Source organism: Metabacillus sp. YM-086 (genome assembly GCF_048059995.1).
GTDB classification, from domain to species: domain Bacteria; phylum Bacillota; class Bacilli; order Bacillales; family Bacillaceae; genus Metabacillus; species Metabacillus litoralis_B.
Genome location: NZ_JBLUOI010000032.1, coordinates 39,825 through 55,674, shown reverse-complemented (window position 1 = coordinate 55,674; position 15,850 = coordinate 39,825). Strand labels below are relative to the sequence as shown.

The following is a 15,850-nucleotide window of genomic DNA, read 5'->3' as shown; positions in this document are numbered from 1 at the left end:
CAAAAAATTTACAACGCTATGTTAGACCTTTCTGATAAGGGAGAGCCGGTTGACCTTGTAACAATCACTGCAGCGCTAGCAGATGTGAATTTACTAGAAGAAGTAGGAGGAGTTTCTTATCTTAGTGATTTAGCAAACTCAGTTCCAACCGCTGCAAACATTGAATATTACGCTAAGATCGTAGAAGAAAAATCAATCCTTAGAAGATTAATTCGTACAGCTACAACCATCGCACAAGATGGATATAGTAGAGAAGATGAGGTTGAGGTTCTCCTAGGTGAGGCAGAGAAAACAATTATGGAAGTTGCACAGCGGAAAAATGCTGGTGCCTTCCAAAATATAAAAGATGTTCTTGTACAAACATATGATAATATCGAAACCTTACACGATCGTAAAGGTGATGTAACAGGAATTCCAACTGGATTTATTGAGTTAGATAAAATGACAGCTGGGTTTCAACGAAACGATTTAATTATCGTTGCGGCCCGTCCATCTGTAGGTAAAACAGCATTTGCCTTAAACATTGCACAAAACGTTGCAACCAAAACAGAAGAAAATGTTGCGATTTTTAGTCTTGAGATGGGTGCGGATCAGCTGGTCATGAGGATGCTCTGTGCTGAGGGAAACATTGATGCACAAAGGCTAAGAACTGGTTCTTTAACACCAGAAGACTGGGGTAAGCTAACTATGGCAATGGGTAGCTTGTCAGACTCCGGAATCTATATTGATGACACTCCTGGTATTCGTGTCGGTGACATCCGCGCTAAGTGCCGTCGCCTAAAGCAAGAAAGTGGGCTAGGCATGGTTCTTATTGACTATCTTCAATTAATTCAAGGTAATGGTCGAACAGATAACCGTCAACAAGAGGTATCTGAAATCTCTCGTACACTTAAGGAACTAGCTCGTGAATTGAAGGTTCCTGTTATTGCACTTTCTCAGCTATCTCGTGGTGTTGAGCAGAGACAAGATAAACGACCGATGATGTCTGATATTCGTGAATCAGGAAGTATCGAGCAGGATGCCGATATCGTTGCCTTCTTATATCGTGATGATTACTATGATAAGGAATCTGAAAACAAAAACATCATCGAAATTATTATTGCAAAGCAACGTAACGGTCCGGTTGGGACAGTTTCATTAGCTTTCGTAAAAGAATATAATAAGTTCGTCAATCTTGAGCGGCGTTTTGATGACGGTGCAGCATAGTGAGGAAGATCGTAGAAAATACGGTCTTCTTTTTTTATGTAAGAAAAAATGCTGGCCAGCAAAGTTTTTCTAGTAACATTATTCCTATTTAATTGGAAACACTAAAAATAAAACGATGACTAAACGAAATCTAGCTTTTCTTTTATAAAATGTGATTTAATTACGAACGAATATGACATATGTTTTATAAATGTTCGTATTTACATTGACTTTGTAAAATTCGACTGTTAAAATAAACATGGTTTGAATAGTGCGAAATTAGTGGAGGTGCACGGAATGTCTTCAGTAGTAGTTGTTGGAACTCAATGGGGAGATGAGGGGAAAGGTAAGATTACAGATTTCCTTTCTGAAAATGCAGAGGTGATTGCTCGTTATCAAGGTGGTAATAATGCTGGTCACACAATTAAATTTGGTGGAGAAACGTATAAGCTACACCTAATTCCATCGGGGATTTTTTATAAAGATAAAATTTGTGTAATTGGAAACGGAATGGTTGTCGATCCAAAAGCACTTGTACAAGAACTTGCTTACTTACATGAGCGTGGAATTACAACAGATAACTTACGTATTAGCAACCGTGCACATGTTATTCTTCCATATCACTTGAAACTAGATGAGGTAGAGGAAGAGCGTAAAGGTGCTAATAAAATTGGTACAACGAAAAAAGGTATCGGACCTGCTTACATGGATAAAGCTGCACGTGTAGGAATTCGTATATCTGATCTACTTGAGCGTGATACGTTCGAAGAAAAATTATCTCGTGCGTTACAAGAAAAAAATCGTCTATTAGAAAAATTCTATGAAGTAGAAGGCTTCACAGTAGAAGAAATTCTTGATGAGTACTATGAGTACGGACAACAAATTAAACAATATGTTGTTGATACTTCTGTTGTTTTAAATGATGCTCTAGATGAAGGACGCCGTGTACTATTCGAAGGTGCACAAGGTGTTATGCTTGATATTGACCAAGGTACATACCCATTCGTAACATCTTCTAACCCAGTAGCGGGTGGTGTTACAATTGGTTCTGGTGTAGGTCCAACAAAAATTAACCATGTTGTTGGTGTATCAAAAGCATATACAACTCGTGTAGGCGATGGCCCGTTTCCAACGGAATTACATGACGAAATTGGTAACCAAATTCGTGAGGTTGGTCGTGAATATGGAACAACAACTGGACGTCCACGTCGTGTAGGTTGGTTTGATAGTGTTGTTGTTCGTCATGCAAGAAGAGTAAGTGGATTAACAGATCTTTCTTTAAACTCAATTGACGTATTAACAGGCATCGAAACATTAAAAATCTGTGTTGCTTATAAGTACAAAGGGGAAACGATTAATGAATACCCAGCAAGCTTAAAAGTACTTGCAGAGTGTGAGCCAGTTTATGAAGAACTACCAGGTTGGACGGAAGATATCACTGGTGTACGTAATCTAAGTGAACTGCCAGCAAATGCAAGACACTACATTGAGCGCATTTCACAGCTAACAGGTATTCCATTATCCATTTTCTCAGTAGGACCAGATCGTTCACAAACAAACGTTATCCGTAGCGTATATAGCTAATGACTAAGGGAAAGAGGAGGAATTCACAGCAGTTCCTTCTCTTTTTTTATCGTCTATTTTTGAGCTGTAAAAAATAAAAATATTTTTTTAAAAAATATATTGCTATATTATAAAAGTATGTGTTAAGATAGATCCTGTCCTGTTAGAACAAATTGTTTTTTAGAGAGATAACTTCTCATCATCATAAGATGAGCCATTAGCTCAGTTGGTAGAGCATCTGACTTTTAATCAGAGGGTCGAAGGTTCGAGTCCTTCATGGCTCACCATTGTTATTATGACAATGGCCCATTGGTCAAGCGGTTAAGACACCGCCCTTTCACGGCGGTAACACGGGTTCGAATCCCGTATGGGTCACTTTATCTTTTAATCTATTATATACTTGTATGGTCCGGTAGTTCAGTTGGTTAGAATGCCTGCCTGTCACGCAGGAGGTCGCGGGTTCGAGTCCCGTCCGGACCGCCATACATATACAATAATGAAAGTAGAAATACTTTCTTTTTATATATACATATTAAAAGTGTAAGGCCCATTAGCAATGCATCAAAATTATAGGGCTCGGTAGCTCAGTTGGTAGAGCAATGGACTGAAAATCCATGTGTCGGCGGTTCGATTCCGTCCCGAGCCACTTAAAAAAGCATGAATCATATTTGATTCATGCTTTTTGTTTTTTCTAAGAAAGTTAGACAGTTACTAATCTGAAAATATGGTGAATGCAAGAATAATTGATGAAGTTACAAAATAACATCTATAGTTGTAAGATAAATTGAATAAGCTGCAAAAATAAAATATAACTTACAAATAAACTGAAAGCAGCTGCAAAAATCTGTTATTTCTCTGAACTATTTATACTTAGCTCTTACTCCTTTAGTATCTCATCCAGTAGAAAAGGAGCAGTCATTATAAAATGGACCAGGGCTTATAAAAACAATCTTAATTAACGCCAAAAAACCTATGTATAAAACGTATATTATAAGGTGACGAGCATTCTATAGTAAATTTTACTCTATATTACGACTATATAACTAAATGATACAGTAGTATTACAATTTCATGACTGAATCAAAAGTCATATTTTTTTGTGTTAGAGTAATAGAGTGTATTATTACGTGAAATTTGCCGACATGTTTTTGTCTGCCAGTTTCATTTGTAAGAGGCTTCCTGAGTTTCTTAGAAAAGATTTAGGAGGAAATTCCATTGTTTAAGCGCTTTAATAGTTTAGGAGAAAAACAATTACATAACCATGTTTCTTTTAGCAAGAAGATGACAATGGGAATTGCATTAGCTGCAACAATTACTTTTGGAACGCATAGTGTAAGTGCACAAGCTGAAAACTCATTATCTACCGTATATCATGTTTACCTTGATGGTCAGTATATGGGGACAGTAGATAACCAAAATGTAATTGAACAAGTTGCTACAATAAAAATCAGTAATGTAAAAGAAATATATAAAGATCTTAATTTAACAATTGAAGAATTAGAGATTATACCAGAAAAAATGTTCAGACCGGTTTATGATAACAATGAAACAGTTCGTTCTTTAGAAGAAGACCTAGATGTTGTAGTGGAATCTACTGCACTAAAGGTGAATGAAAAAGAAGTTGCTTACTTTAAAAGTAAAGCGGAGGCTGAGGCAGTTCTAAAGCAATATAAGCTTCAATATGTTTCTGAAGATGTATTAAAGGAAATAGAGAAGAAAATTGCTACTAATCAAGTACCAGCTACTCTTAGAGAGGGACAATCTAGAATAGTGGATGTAACCTTCTCAGAAGATGTTTTGCTGGAAACGAAAAAAGTATCTCCAGATAAAATCATTAGCTCTGAGCAAGGGTTAAACCTATTAGAAAAGGGATCTCCTGAAGATAAACAGTATGTGGTACAGGAAAATGATGTACTTGGAAATATTGCGGAGGCTCATGACTTAACTCTTGATGAATTATTAAGTTTAAACCCCGATCTTAAGGAAGACTCTGTTATTCAATCTGGTGATTTGCTTAACGTAACCGTATTAAAGCCATATGTTACAGTAAATATAAAAGAAGAATCATTCATAAAAGAGACTATTGCATTTGAAACTGAAATAAGTGAAGATGCAAATTTACCTAAAGGGGAAGAGGAAGTATCTCAAAAGGGTCAGAATGGTGAAAAATTAGTAAACTATGTAACTTATAAAGAAAATGGCACCGAAGTAAAACGTGAAACGGTAAAGGAAGAAGTAGTAAAGGAACCTGTTAAAGAAATCATTATCAAAGGTACGAAGGTAATTCCATCAAGAGGTACTGGTGATCTGGCTTGGCCGGCGGTTGGAGGCTATATCTCTAGTGGTCTAGGACAGCGCTGGGGTAAACTACATAAAGGAATTGATATAGCAAGACCTAGTGATCGTACAATAAAGGCTGCAGATAATGGTAAAGTCATTTCTGCTGGATCTGATGGTGGGTATGGAAATAAGGTTGTTATTGACCATAACAACGGTATAACAACACTTTATGCTCATTTAGATTCAATTTCTGTCTCAGTTGGTCAGGTTGTCTCTCAGGGTCAAAAAATCGGTGTAATGGGGACAACAGGGAATTCTACAGGAGTTCATCTGCATTTTGAAGTGTATGAAAATGGCAGCTTGAAAAATCCTGTTGATTTTTTAAAATAATGAAAGAAGGGTCTGACACATTTTAGGGAGTCAGTCCTTTTTTTCGTTCTACTACTCTTTACCACTAGAAGTGATGATCTAAACACTTTTATGTATACTATCACAAAGTATAAAATTTTAAGGATGATAGTATAAGAAAAGCTAAGGCTTTCGCCATTAGAGCTTGGCGATAAGCCAAGTTTTTCTAATGAAAATGTTCATGAAGACCCTGAAAAAGATGAATCTCTTCTTTGAAAGTGGTACATTAAACATAAGCATGAACTTGTCATACTAGAACGACGCTAAAGTTTTTTTGATGTGATGATAGTGTAGTTTGGAAAGAAAGAAAACACGAAAATGACTTCACAAAAACAAGTTAGCAGAGCCAAAATTAAAGGGGCGAGAATATGGAAAAAAAGATATTAGTTGTTGATGATGAAAAACCAATTGCAGATATATTACAGTTTAATTTGAAAAAAGAAGGATACACAGTCTACTGTGCCTATGATGGTAACCAGGCCTTAGAAATGGTAGAGGAAATTAATCCGGACCTTCTTTTGCTAGACATTATGCTTCCTAACAAAGATGGAATGGAAGTGTGCCGAGAAGTTAGAAAGAAATATGAAATGCCGATTATTATGTTAACAGCAAAGGACTCAGAAATAGATAAAGTACTTGGGCTTGAATTGGGTGCTGATGACTACGTAACAAAGCCATTTAGTACAAGAGAATTACTAGCACGTGTAAAAGCTAACCTTCGACGACAACAGGCGAATGATACAGCTGAAACAAAAGGATCTAACAATGAAATTTCAATCGGGTCACTAGTTATTCATCCTGACGCTTACGTGGTTTCAAAACGTGGAGAAACAATTGAGCTTACACATCGTGAATTTGAGCTTCTTCACTATCTAGCTCAACATATTGGTCAAGTGATGACTAGGGAACACTTGTTACAAACAGTTTGGGGCTATGATTATTTTGGTGATGTCAGAACAGTTGATGTAACAGTTCGACGTTTACGTGAAAAAATTGAAGATAACCCAAGTCACCCTACATGGATTGTAACTAGACGTGGAGTAGGCTACTATCTAAAACAATCAGAACAGGAATAATCATATGAAAAGGGTTAGGTTCTTTCAATCCATCCATTTTAAGTTTGTTACGGTATATGTGCTGCTTATTATGATGGCAATGCAGATTATTGGAATTTATTTTGTTAAGGAATTGGAATCCTCACTAAAAGCAAACTTTGAGGCTTCCTTAACAAATCGCTTAAGCTTACTAGTTTATAATATTGAACAAGAAATGTCCCGAGATCCTAAGGAATATTCTGATGGAAAGACCTTAACGAGCGAAATTACTAAGATTCTAGAGGACTTTCTCACAGACGAAATTATTGAAGTACGTGTTATTGATATGAGTAAAACAGTCATTGCAACATCTGATATTAATAAGGACGTAGTTGGGAAGAAATCAATTGAGGAAACTGTTCACCGTGCCTTATTAGGTTTGGATTATAGTGGTGTATTTATTTATGAAACAGAACGTGTGCGTGTTATGACCGTTCCTGTTAATCAAAATAACCAAACAATCGGTGCTGTGTATGTAATGGCATCAATGGAAGAAGTTTTTTCTCAGATGAGAATTATCAATAAAATCTTAGCTACTGGAACCATTCTTTCATTGGCAATTACTGCTGCTTTAGGGATATTCCTAGCAAGAACAATCACTAGACCAATGACAGATATGAGAAAGCAAGCCATTGAGCTAGCAAATGGTAACTTCTCACGAAAGGTTCGAGTGTATGGTGAAGATGAAATTGGTCAGTTGGCTATCACCTTCAATTATTTAACGGAAAAACTGGAAGATGCACAGGCTATGACAGAGGGAGAACGTAAGAAGCTTGCGTCTGTTATTGCCCATATGACTGATGGGGTTATTGCAACAAATCGCGAAGGAAAAGTCATTCTTATTAACAATCCAGCAATAGATATGCTGAATGTTTCACGTGGAACGGTGAATAACACAAATATCACAGAGCTTTTAGGAATAAGTGAAGAATATACATTTGAAAGTTTATTAGAAGAACAAGAATCACTTATTCTTGAATCTGGTACGAATGAAAATCCTTTTATCCTTCGTGTTAGTTTTTCAGTGATTCAGAAGGAACGAGGAAAGAATGAGGGACTTATTGCTGTTCTTTATGACATTACAGAGCAGGAAAAAATAGAGCAAGAACGAAGAGAGTTTGTTGCTAATGTATCACATGAGTTACGGACACCATTGACAACGATGAGGAGCTATTTAGAAGCATTAGCAGATGGTGCTTGGAAGGATGATGAACTTGCACCGCAATTCCTGAATGTCACACAAACAGAGACAGAACGAATGATACGGTTAGTGAATGATTTGCTACAATTATCAAAGCTTGATCGTACTGATTATAAGTTAAACAAAGATTGGATTAATTTTACTGACTTCTTTCAAAAGATCATTGATCGTTTTGAAATGACGAAGTCGCAGCATGTAGCATTTTTTAGAAATATACCAAACGATCCCCTTTATGTTGATATTGACACAGATAAAATTACACAGGTGCTAGATAACATTATTTCTAATGCACTTAAATATTCACCAGAGGGTGGAAAGGTCATTTTTACAGTAGATGTATTACCTGCTGAGTTGCAAATTCGGATAAAAGATGAAGGGGTAGGAATACCTCAAGAAAGTGTAAATAAAATCTTTGATCGCTTTTATCGAGTGGATAAGGCCCGAACTCGTAAATTAGGTGGAACAGGTTTAGGACTAGCCATTGCGAAGGAAATGGTCCAAGCACATGGAGGAGATATTTGGGCTCAAAGTAGGGAAGGAGCGGGAACAACTGTATTCTTTACCTTACCATATGACCCGGAACAAGAGGATGAGTGGGAATGAATAAAGAGTCAATAAAAAGTGCCACTTTAACCGTACTGGTGATCATTAGTCTGTTTTTTACATGGAATATGTGGAATCTTCAGCCTTCATATGAAGAGTTTCAAAATAATTCATTCTTTGAAAGTGTTCCAATTGGTCCTGAGAGGAGAACTCCTTATCAAGTAATTAGGCCAAGACAATTATATATTCATACGCCTGAGGCTCACTTTAGTACATTGGATGATCAGTATTTAGATGGACTTTGGACTGAAATGCAGGACTGGAATTATAGTTTAGGAAACAACAAGAACATTGCTCAAACATATACAGAGGAAAATTTTAATAATTGGATTCATAGTAAAGCAGAGGCTAAAATAGAACTTAGGTTCCTCGACGGAATACCTTTGGAAACAATGAAATCGATGTTTGAATGGGATACAGAAACAAATGACTCAATTCATTTTGATCGTATTTATTTAAATGTACCTAATGAAAAAGAAGCTCAAAAGGTATACTTTGTGTCAACGGAAAATCTTAAAATTGTTGAAACCTCTGTTAATTTACCAGATGCAAATCAGTTTGTTTCAACTATTTATAATAAAAAAAGTGAGTTTTCCTCTTACTTTGCTTTTGAGACAGATATAGGAAATGAAATTATGCTTCCTGACAATATAATAGAACTGGATAGCTATCAATATTTAACAGATGAAATAAATGATGAAAGGTTTAAGGATGCTTTATTCAGCAATCCTCGGCTTGTTAAGCAGGATGTGAATTTTTCTAGTAATCGGTACACTGATAGTAAAAGAGAACTAAATATTTTTCCAAATGAGCATTTGGTTAGATTTGTGAATCCGACACTAACGGAATCAAGTGTATTGGAGGAGGATCTTCTTTTAGAGCAGAGTATTAATTATTTAAATGATCATGGTGGCTGGACAGATGATTATCTTTTATTTAATATAGACAAGCCTAACCAGCAGGTCCGATATGTTATGTCGATTGGATCTATTCCTATCTTAACATCCACAGAGGAGTATTTTGGACCTACCATGATTTCGCAGCGTTGGGGACAAAATGAAATCGCTATTTATGAACGTCCTTCGTATCAGTTAATGACACAGATATCGAGCAGCAATCCTATTAGTCTTATTTCAGGAAAAGAAGTAGCTGAGATTCTGAAGGCTGATCAGTCAATCGATAAATCAAAGATTGAAAATATCTATATTGCGTATGAATTAGGTGGCTCTACAGATCAAAAATATGTAAAACTAACACCTTCATGGTGCATTGAGATGAAAGATGGCACACTGATGAAATTAAAGGCGAATCAAGGGAGGGATAAAGGTGGATTGGAGTAAAACAAAAACCATTTTTATCCTTGCATTTCTAATCTTAGATATCTACTTAGCGATTGAGTTCTTTGAACTAAGAGATAAATCGGATTATGCGGTTATGCAAGAAGCAACCTTGGAGGAAAAGCTAGCAGCTGAGGATATTAAGTATGGTGATTTACCTGAAGATATCGGAAAGGGCTTCTATATAACGGCAAAAAGTAAGGATTTCAACCTTGAGGAAGTTAGTAAGCTTAATGATAAAGGACAATCATTAGTTGTAACAAATACAAATATTGAAGAAGAATCCTTTCGTTCATTAAAAATGAAGCTAACCAAACCATTTCCGTTGCCTGATGTTAATTTAGAAAGTAAAGTGAATCAATTTTTAAAAGACAATGTTATTTCAGGTGAACTTTATCATTATTGGTATACAGATGAGGAATCTAACTCTATAATATGTATTCAGAAATATAAAAATCGCAATATCTTTCAATCAAAACTTGATCATATCGGTATGGTGATTCTTCAGTTAGATGAGGATAATCAAATTTATGGATATGAGCAATCAATGCTTGAGGGAATTAAGGAAGTAGAGGAGCAAGAATCAACGATCACAGCCTTAAAAGCAATCGAAGCTCTATATAATAAAAACTACCTTCCAGAGAATAGTCAAATTGTTACCATGCAGTATGGCTATTACACACATATTCCACTTTCGAATCAACAAATCTTGGCGCCTACCTGGCATATTATCATAGAAACAAAAGATAAAGAGAGACAAGATTTTTATGTGAATGCCTTAGAGGGCGATGTTTTACAGTTAGCAGATTAGGGAAAAGAGGAGTGACATAATATGAGCTTGCAGTTTAGTGTACTTGCAAGCGGAAGTACGGGGAATGCCATTTATGTGGAGGCGAAAGATCAAGCATTTTTAGTTGATGCCGGCTTAAGTGGTAAACAGATGACTAATTTATTTGACCAAATTGGACGAGATATTCAAAAGCTTTCAGGAATTTTGGTCACACATGAACATAGCGATCATATAAAAGGATTAGGGGTTTTAGCAAGAAAGCATAAATTACCTATCTATGCGAACGAAAAAACCTGGCAGGCTATGAATGGATTAGTTGGAGAAATTGCAACAGAGCAAAAGTTTGTTTTTCCTACAGGATCTGTTAAATCCTTCGGTGCGTTAGATATAGAATCATTTGGAGTTTCACATGATGCAGCAGAGCCTATGTTTTTTGTGTTTCATCATCAAGGAAAAAAACTAGCTCTTATTACAGACACAGGCTATGTTAGTGATAGAATGAAAGGCACGATTAAAAATGCCGATGCCTTTGTGTTTGAAAGCAATCATGATGTTTCTATGCTTCAAATGGGACACTATCCATGGAGTATCAAACGTCGTATCTTAAGTGATGTTGGACATGTTTCTAATGAAGATGCAGCAATCGCAATGATGGATGTGATTGGAGATGCAACAAAACGAATCTATTTGGCCCATCTTAGTAAAGATAATAATATGAAGGATTTAGCCAGAATGTCTGTTGAGCAAACACTTGCCAGCAAAGGGTTTATAACAGGCGAAAGTTTTGAGTTATATGATACAGACCCATCAACCCCGACTTCGCTTGTAGCCATTTAAAATGAGCTAAAAATGGCATGACCAACAGTGAAGATTAACAGGTTAAATTAATAAAATGAAAAAACAGAAAATCGTCATCATCTTGGTTAATTTTCATTGTATAGGAGAATAATGTTGATTAGGTAAACACTATTCATAGCATGTGAAAGGAATGGTGAACATTATGGGCTATTATGATCAAGATTATGAAAATTATGATGCCAAAAGGCAAAAGGGAAACCGTGGAGGCTGGTTTTTAGCTGGACTGGTAGGAGCCATTTTAGGAGGACTACTAGTGTTCTTTGCTTTACCAGCACTATCAAATTTCGTGCCTTATGAAATGAACCTTGGAGAAGAAGCTACAGACCAACAAGGACAAACAGTTGAAGATACAGGACCCGTTAAAAATGTATCAGTAGATGTAAATTCAGCCATTACTGATATTGTTGATGAGGTATCAGATGCTGTAGTCGGTGTTGTTAACCTTCAAGAAGCAGGGTTTTGGAGTGAAACCGGTGAAGCAGGTACCGGCTCAGGAGTCATTTATAAAAAAGAAGGTAAAGATGCTTTTGTCGTAACAAATCACCATGTTATCGAGGGCGCATCACAAGTAGAGATCAGTTTAAGTGACGGGACAAGAGTTCCTGCTGAAATACTAGGCAGTGATGTGTTAACAGATCTTGCTGTTTTAAGAGTTGATGCTAATAAAATTACGAAGGTAGCTCAATTTGGTGATTCAGATGCAGTCAAACCAGGTGAACCTGTCATTGCAATTGGTAATCCACTTGGCTTGCAATTTTCAGGCTCAGTTACACAAGGAATTATTTCAGGAACAGAAAGAGCGATTCCTATTGATGAGAACGGTGACGGACAAGTAGATTGGAATGCGGAAGTCTTACAAACAGATGCAGCAATCAACCCTGGGAACAGTGGTGGAGCACTTATTAATTTAGACGGTAAGGTTATTGGAATTAATTCAATGAAAATAGCCCAAGCAGCTGTTGAGGGAATAGGATTATCTATTCCTGCAAACCATGCAATACCTATTATAGAAGACTTAGAAAAGTATAGTGAAGTAAGACGTCCTTATATGGGAATCGGCATGAGAACGTTAAATGAAGTGTCCTCTTATCATAAAGAACAAACATTAAAACTACCTCAAGATATAAACGAAGGTGTTATTGTCATGAGTGTTGTCCCAGTCTCACCAGCAGCACAAGCAGGATTACAAGAGTTTGATGTGATCACACAGTTTGCGGGTGAAAATATAAAGGATATCATAGACTTAAGAAAAATCCTTTATAATCAAGAAGTTGGCGATACCATTGAGTTAACATTTTATCGAAATGGCGAGAAGATGTCTGGTAAAATGAAGTTAGGAGAAGAAGACATGTTAGGGGGCTGATTTCAGCTCTCTTTTTTTGACTAAAAGGACCTGTGGAAAACTAAGATTTGTAATTTGGGTTAAAATAAAAATAGAATATCCACATGTGGATAAGGAGGAAACGATCATGTATTGCTGTGAAGACCATATTGAATTAGCGATAGATATGTATGTAGATGAAAAAGAAACAGCGCCAGAAATAGAAAAAATTGAGCAAGGTGGAAAGTTATCCACAACATGCCAACTTTGCGAAAAGCAGGCTCTATATATAGTCGGAGAGTAATTTTGTTAACAAATGTGGATAAAATCTCTATTTTGTGGATAACTTCTGTGGATAATGAAAGTGTTGAAATGGGGAAAAGATATGAACATCTCAATCATTACAATTGGTAAGTTAAAAGAAAAATACCTAAAGCAAGGAATCGATGAATATCTAAAACGATTATCATCATATGCAAAAATCGAGATCATCGAACTAGCCGATGAAAAAGCTCCAGAAAATCTAAGTGAAGTTGAAGTGGAGCAAGTAAAAGAAAAAGAGGGAGAAAGAATTCTAAGCAAAATTAGCGATGACACACACGTCATTGCTCTAGCCATCGAAGGAAAAATGAAATCCTCAGAGCAACTTGCAAAAGACTTAGATCAGCTCGCTACATATGGAAAGAGTAAGGTGGCATTTGTTATTGGAGGGTCACTGGGGTTAAGTAATACTGTGATGAAGAGAGCGAATGATAGCCTTTCTTTTTCCAAGATGACGTTTCCGCATCAGTTGATGAGGTTGATTTTAGTGGAGCAGGTTTATCGGGCGTTTCGGATTAATAGGGGTGAACCGTACCACAAATAGAGGCAAAAAAAGTTGTAAATAAGGTGGTAATTTATCATTTGAATCTGGTAATTCACCCGCTTCTTGGTAAAGTAAATGAATAAGCGTAAACGTATTTGATATATTAACTTCAGTAAAATCAAATTCCAATGTAATCTTATCAATGGAGCGGGAGCGAACTTTTAAATTTTTGACAGAGATATTATTTAGTAGCAGTTGAAAGAGATGCTTTTGCTTATCTCTGGTAGCATGCTGTAACACCTCCATATATTTTTCTAGTAACATTCTTATCAGATCAGGTGAAATAACTTTTGAATCGGATGAACTTAGGTGGATGCTAAGTTCATTTCTTTTGTGTTCTAATACCGCTTTTTCTGTTGCAATTTTTTGTAGACGTTCTTGAAGAATTGCAACGGGAAAGAGATTTTTTTCAAATGCTTCCATATATCTCTCCTGCATAGCATTTACTTCAATTAATTTCTGTTCTAAGACTTCAATTTCGTTTTTAGTTTCTATGGTTGCTTTAACGGTTTGCTTATTTAAAGCTTCAAGTGTTTTAGTGAATAGCTTTGTATCACTTAAAAAGTCAGCTAGTCGAATAATTACCATTTCTTCGGCATCGTAAGCTCTAATTGAATTTGATTTACATGCTGAAGATCCTTTATTATGGAAATTTCCGCATACATAGTAGCGATGTTTATGTTTTGATCCGTCTTTTCTAGTAGAAGTGGTTATTGATGGAACCATACCTTGGCCACAATCGGGACACCTAAGAATTCTCTTATTGTCAGCTACAAAAAATTCACTTCAACTCTTGTATAGGACGTAAGTAATAGACTTTTCCAAGTAATATAGTTTTGGTAAACAAGGTTGAACAATAAACTATATTACTTGAGATATTTTTTTGAGGAGAAGCGTTCTTTGAAATAGTTTACTTATTGTTTTTGATATTTCCAGTACATAAGCAATATTTTTAAAATAAAGGTGTAGTTTTGAAACGATATGAAAATTCAAAGTTAAAAGTAATATATGGAGTGTGGAATTAAATTTAAGGGATTACAAATTGAAGGAATGGAAATCTTATATAGCATAGATATAAGTACTCAGAGAAAACAAATATTTTATTAAGACATACTCTATAATGAAATTAACTGACAAGTGTCTATTTTAGTCTTCTTAAAGTTCAAAGACAAAGGTTTAGCAATATTCAAAGAGATTTTGAACTTGAATTTTTGATATAAGTACTCTTAATGGTATCTCTTGATAGTTACTATTAAAAGTTACCAATCAGATATCTAATAACTAATATCTAATGAAAAAGTGTCTAACCCTTGATAGAAAAGGGATTGTAATAGTAACGAATAAAAGTCCCTATTATTCTAAGAGCATCGCAAACCAACAGAATAATTCTCGGGAAGGGGCCGAATAAGTTCAGCAAAAAGCAGATATATAGAGCAGATTACTATCATAAGGAAGTATGCAAGTTTTTATGCAAAAAACTTACATCTATAAATCTCAATACTTGGTATATAAGGTATAATATTACTATTAATTATAGAAAAGGAGAGTATTGAATTTATGTCAATATTAGATCATGTGGATAATGTATTGAAAAAAGCTGGCTTAAAACTAGATAGAGCTAATGTAGATAGAGTGAAACCATCAAGAGAAGGATACATCGAGTACGATCATTTTCCTATTATTAAGTCCGACAGAACGAAGGTAGGGTATTTTGTTCTCGATACTTACGAAAAATCCGTTTCAACAACAACCTTATCTAATGCAACTCAGGCCGAGCATGCAGTAATAAAACAGGCTGAACAATTAGTTGAAGATCTAATTTCGGAAATCGGTGAATAGGAGATATTTATGGTTAAATTTAGAAAAACAATCACTATTTTTTGTTTGTCACAGGAATTTTACATTGTATAAACACAAAGTATAGTATCCTTCAGACAGCAGATAATGAATAATATGCTTTGTTGTTCTATAGGGGTCTTTTATCTATTTAATGTGAAGATGTATAGATTGATTTGTAAGGTAAAGGAAGGAAGTAGGATTATGCATAGACCATTTATACGTACTACACACTATCCAGCTCAAAGAACAGTTGTACATTTGGAAGTAGCATCTGAGGCATCTGAGAATAATTACAAATGTACATGTAAAAAGGATTTGGAAATGGTTCAAGATTATACTTTTGTTTGTAGAAATTGTAGGGAAGAATTTATGGGACCATTATTAACACTTCAAAATAATAGTAATTAGTCCGTCAAACTTAATGTTTTATTATTGTAGATTAGGACGGTAATTTTCACTAATACATACTAATATAGTTTGCAAGTATATAGGTAAACAGGGCATAA

14 protein-coding genes and 4 tRNA genes are annotated in these 15,850 nt (G+C 35.6%); 17 read left to right on the top strand and 1 reads right to left on the bottom strand.

Annotated elements, in window-relative coordinates:
* From dnaB to rlmH, 15 genes are all read left to right on the top strand, one after another.
* A partial coding sequence (gene dnaB / locus ACEWK1_RS14885; protein ID WP_416636449.1) for a replicative DNA helicase occupies window positions 1-1,206 on the top strand: 1,206 nt, incomplete at its 5' end.
* A 276-nt stretch (window positions 1,207-1,482) separates the two neighbouring features.
* Entirely contained in the window at window positions 1,483-2,769 is a 1,287-nt protein-coding gene (locus ACEWK1_RS14880) for an adenylosuccinate synthase (protein WP_121664072.1), read from the top strand.
* Between the two features lie 190 nt (window positions 2,770-2,959).
* Window positions 2,960-3,035 (top strand) — tRNA-Lys (locus tag ACEWK1_RS14875).
* 16 nt (window positions 3,036-3,051) lie between these two features.
* Window positions 3,052-3,123: transfer RNA gene (locus tag ACEWK1_RS14870), tRNA-Glu, on the top strand.
* A 31-nt stretch (window positions 3,124-3,154) separates the two neighbouring features.
* A tRNA-Asp gene (locus ACEWK1_RS14865) sits at window positions 3,155-3,231 on the top strand.
* Window positions 3,232-3,321: 90 nt separating this feature from the next.
* Window positions 3,322-3,394: transfer RNA gene (locus ACEWK1_RS14860), tRNA-Phe, on the top strand.
* A 569-nt stretch (window positions 3,395-3,963) separates the two neighbouring features.
* Window positions 3,964-5,418, top strand: a complete 1,455-nt coding sequence (locus ACEWK1_RS14855) for a M23 family metallopeptidase (protein ID WP_232273734.1) — start codon at window positions 3,964-3,966, stop codon at window positions 5,416-5,418.
* Between the two features lie 386 nt (window positions 5,419-5,804).
* Entirely contained in the window at window positions 5,805-6,512 is a 708-nt protein-coding gene (gene yycF / locus ACEWK1_RS14850; protein WP_098799519.1) for a response regulator YycF, read from the top strand.
* Between the two features lie 4 nt (window positions 6,513-6,516).
* Window positions 6,517-8,334 carry a cell wall metabolism sensor histidine kinase WalK gene (gene walK, locus ACEWK1_RS14845; protein ID WP_121664070.1) on the top strand — a complete coding sequence of 606 codons (1,818 nt, stop codon included), beginning with the start codon at window positions 6,517-6,519 and terminating at the stop codon, window positions 8,332-8,334.
* Window positions 8,331-9,674, top strand: a complete 1,344-nt coding sequence (locus tag ACEWK1_RS14840) for a YycH family regulatory protein (RefSeq protein WP_212135205.1) — start codon at window positions 8,331-8,333, stop codon at window positions 9,672-9,674. The genes walK and ACEWK1_RS14840 overlap by 4 nt, the downstream gene beginning before the upstream one ends.
* Entirely contained in the window at window positions 9,661-10,482 is an 822-nt protein-coding gene (locus ACEWK1_RS14835; protein ID WP_212135207.1) for a two-component system regulatory protein YycI, read from the top strand. Before ACEWK1_RS14840 ends, ACEWK1_RS14835 begins: the two co-directional genes overlap by 14 nt.
* 21 nt (window positions 10,483-10,503) lie before the next feature.
* Window positions 10,504-11,298, top strand: coding sequence for an MBL fold metallo-hydrolase (locus ACEWK1_RS14830; RefSeq protein ID WP_212135209.1), 795 nt, complete (start codon window positions 10,504-10,506; stop codon window positions 11,296-11,298).
* Between the two features lie 163 nt (window positions 11,299-11,461).
* Window positions 11,462-12,682 carry a S1C family serine protease gene (locus ACEWK1_RS14825; RefSeq protein ID WP_212135211.1) on the top strand — a complete coding sequence of 407 codons (1,221 nt, stop codon included), beginning with the start codon at window positions 11,462-11,464 and terminating at the stop codon, window positions 12,680-12,682.
* A 106-nt stretch (window positions 12,683-12,788) separates the two neighbouring features.
* Window positions 12,789-12,944, top strand: coding sequence for a CxxH/CxxC protein (locus ACEWK1_RS14820; RefSeq protein WP_212135213.1), 156 nt, complete (start codon window positions 12,789-12,791; stop codon window positions 12,942-12,944).
* Window positions 12,945-13,025: 81 nt separating this feature from the next.
* The gene (gene rlmH / locus ACEWK1_RS14815) at window positions 13,026-13,505 is read left to right on the top strand and encodes a 23S rRNA (pseudouridine(1915)-N(3))-methyltransferase RlmH (RefSeq protein ID WP_212135215.1); all 480 of its coding nucleotides are present in this window, start codon (window positions 13,026-13,028) and stop codon (window positions 13,503-13,505) included.
* Here rlmH and ACEWK1_RS14810 read toward each other — a convergent pair.
* Window positions 13,446-14,261 carry a zinc ribbon domain-containing protein gene (locus ACEWK1_RS14810; protein WP_269671142.1) on the bottom strand — a complete coding sequence of 272 codons (816 nt, stop codon included), beginning with the start codon at window positions 14,259-14,261 and terminating at the stop codon, window positions 13,446-13,448. The two genes, rlmH and ACEWK1_RS14810, sit on opposite strands and share 60 nt — an antisense overlap.
* 801 nt (window positions 14,262-15,062) lie before the next feature.
* Between ACEWK1_RS14810 and ACEWK1_RS14805 the strand changes: the two genes are divergently transcribed.
* The gene (locus ACEWK1_RS14805; protein WP_212135219.1) at window positions 15,063-15,344 is read left to right on the top strand and encodes a hypothetical protein; all 282 of its coding nucleotides are present in this window, start codon (window positions 15,063-15,065) and stop codon (window positions 15,342-15,344) included.
* Between the two features lie 201 nt (window positions 15,345-15,545).
* Window positions 15,546-15,752 (top strand): hypothetical protein, encoded by a 207-nt coding sequence (locus tag ACEWK1_RS14800; protein ID WP_212135221.1) that lies wholly within the window; start codon window positions 15,546-15,548, stop codon window positions 15,750-15,752.
* Window positions 15,753-15,850 lie beyond the last annotated feature (98 nt).

Coding starts and splice junctions, on each gene's coding strand:
- ACEWK1_RS14880 (WP_121664072.1), top strand. CDS start 1,483: ATGTCTTCAGTAGTAGTTGTTGGAACTCAATGGGGAGATGAGGGGAAA.
- yycF (WP_098799519.1), top strand. CDS start 5,805: ATGGAAAAAAAGATATTAGTTGTTGATGATGAAAAACCAATTGCAGAT.
- walK (WP_121664070.1), top strand. CDS start 6,517: ATGAAAAGGGTTAGGTTCTTTCAATCCATCCATTTTAAGTTTGTTACG.
- ACEWK1_RS14840 (WP_212135205.1), top strand. CDS start 8,331: ATGAATAAAGAGTCAATAAAAAGTGCCACTTTAACCGTACTGGTGATC.
- ACEWK1_RS14830 (WP_212135209.1), top strand. CDS start 10,504: ATGAGCTTGCAGTTTAGTGTACTTGCAAGCGGAAGTACGGGGAATGCC.
- ACEWK1_RS14825 (WP_212135211.1), top strand. CDS start 11,462: ATGGGCTATTATGATCAAGATTATGAAAATTATGATGCCAAAAGGCAA.
- ACEWK1_RS14820 (WP_212135213.1), top strand. CDS start 12,789: ATGTATTGCTGTGAAGACCATATTGAATTAGCGATAGATATGTATGTA.
- rlmH (WP_212135215.1), top strand. CDS start 13,026: ATGAACATCTCAATCATTACAATTGGTAAGTTAAAAGAAAAATACCTA.
- ACEWK1_RS14805 (WP_212135219.1), top strand. CDS start 15,063: ATGTCAATATTAGATCATGTGGATAATGTATTGAAAAAAGCTGGCTTA.
- ACEWK1_RS14800 (WP_212135221.1), top strand. CDS start 15,546: ATGCATAGACCATTTATACGTACTACACACTATCCAGCTCAAAGAACA.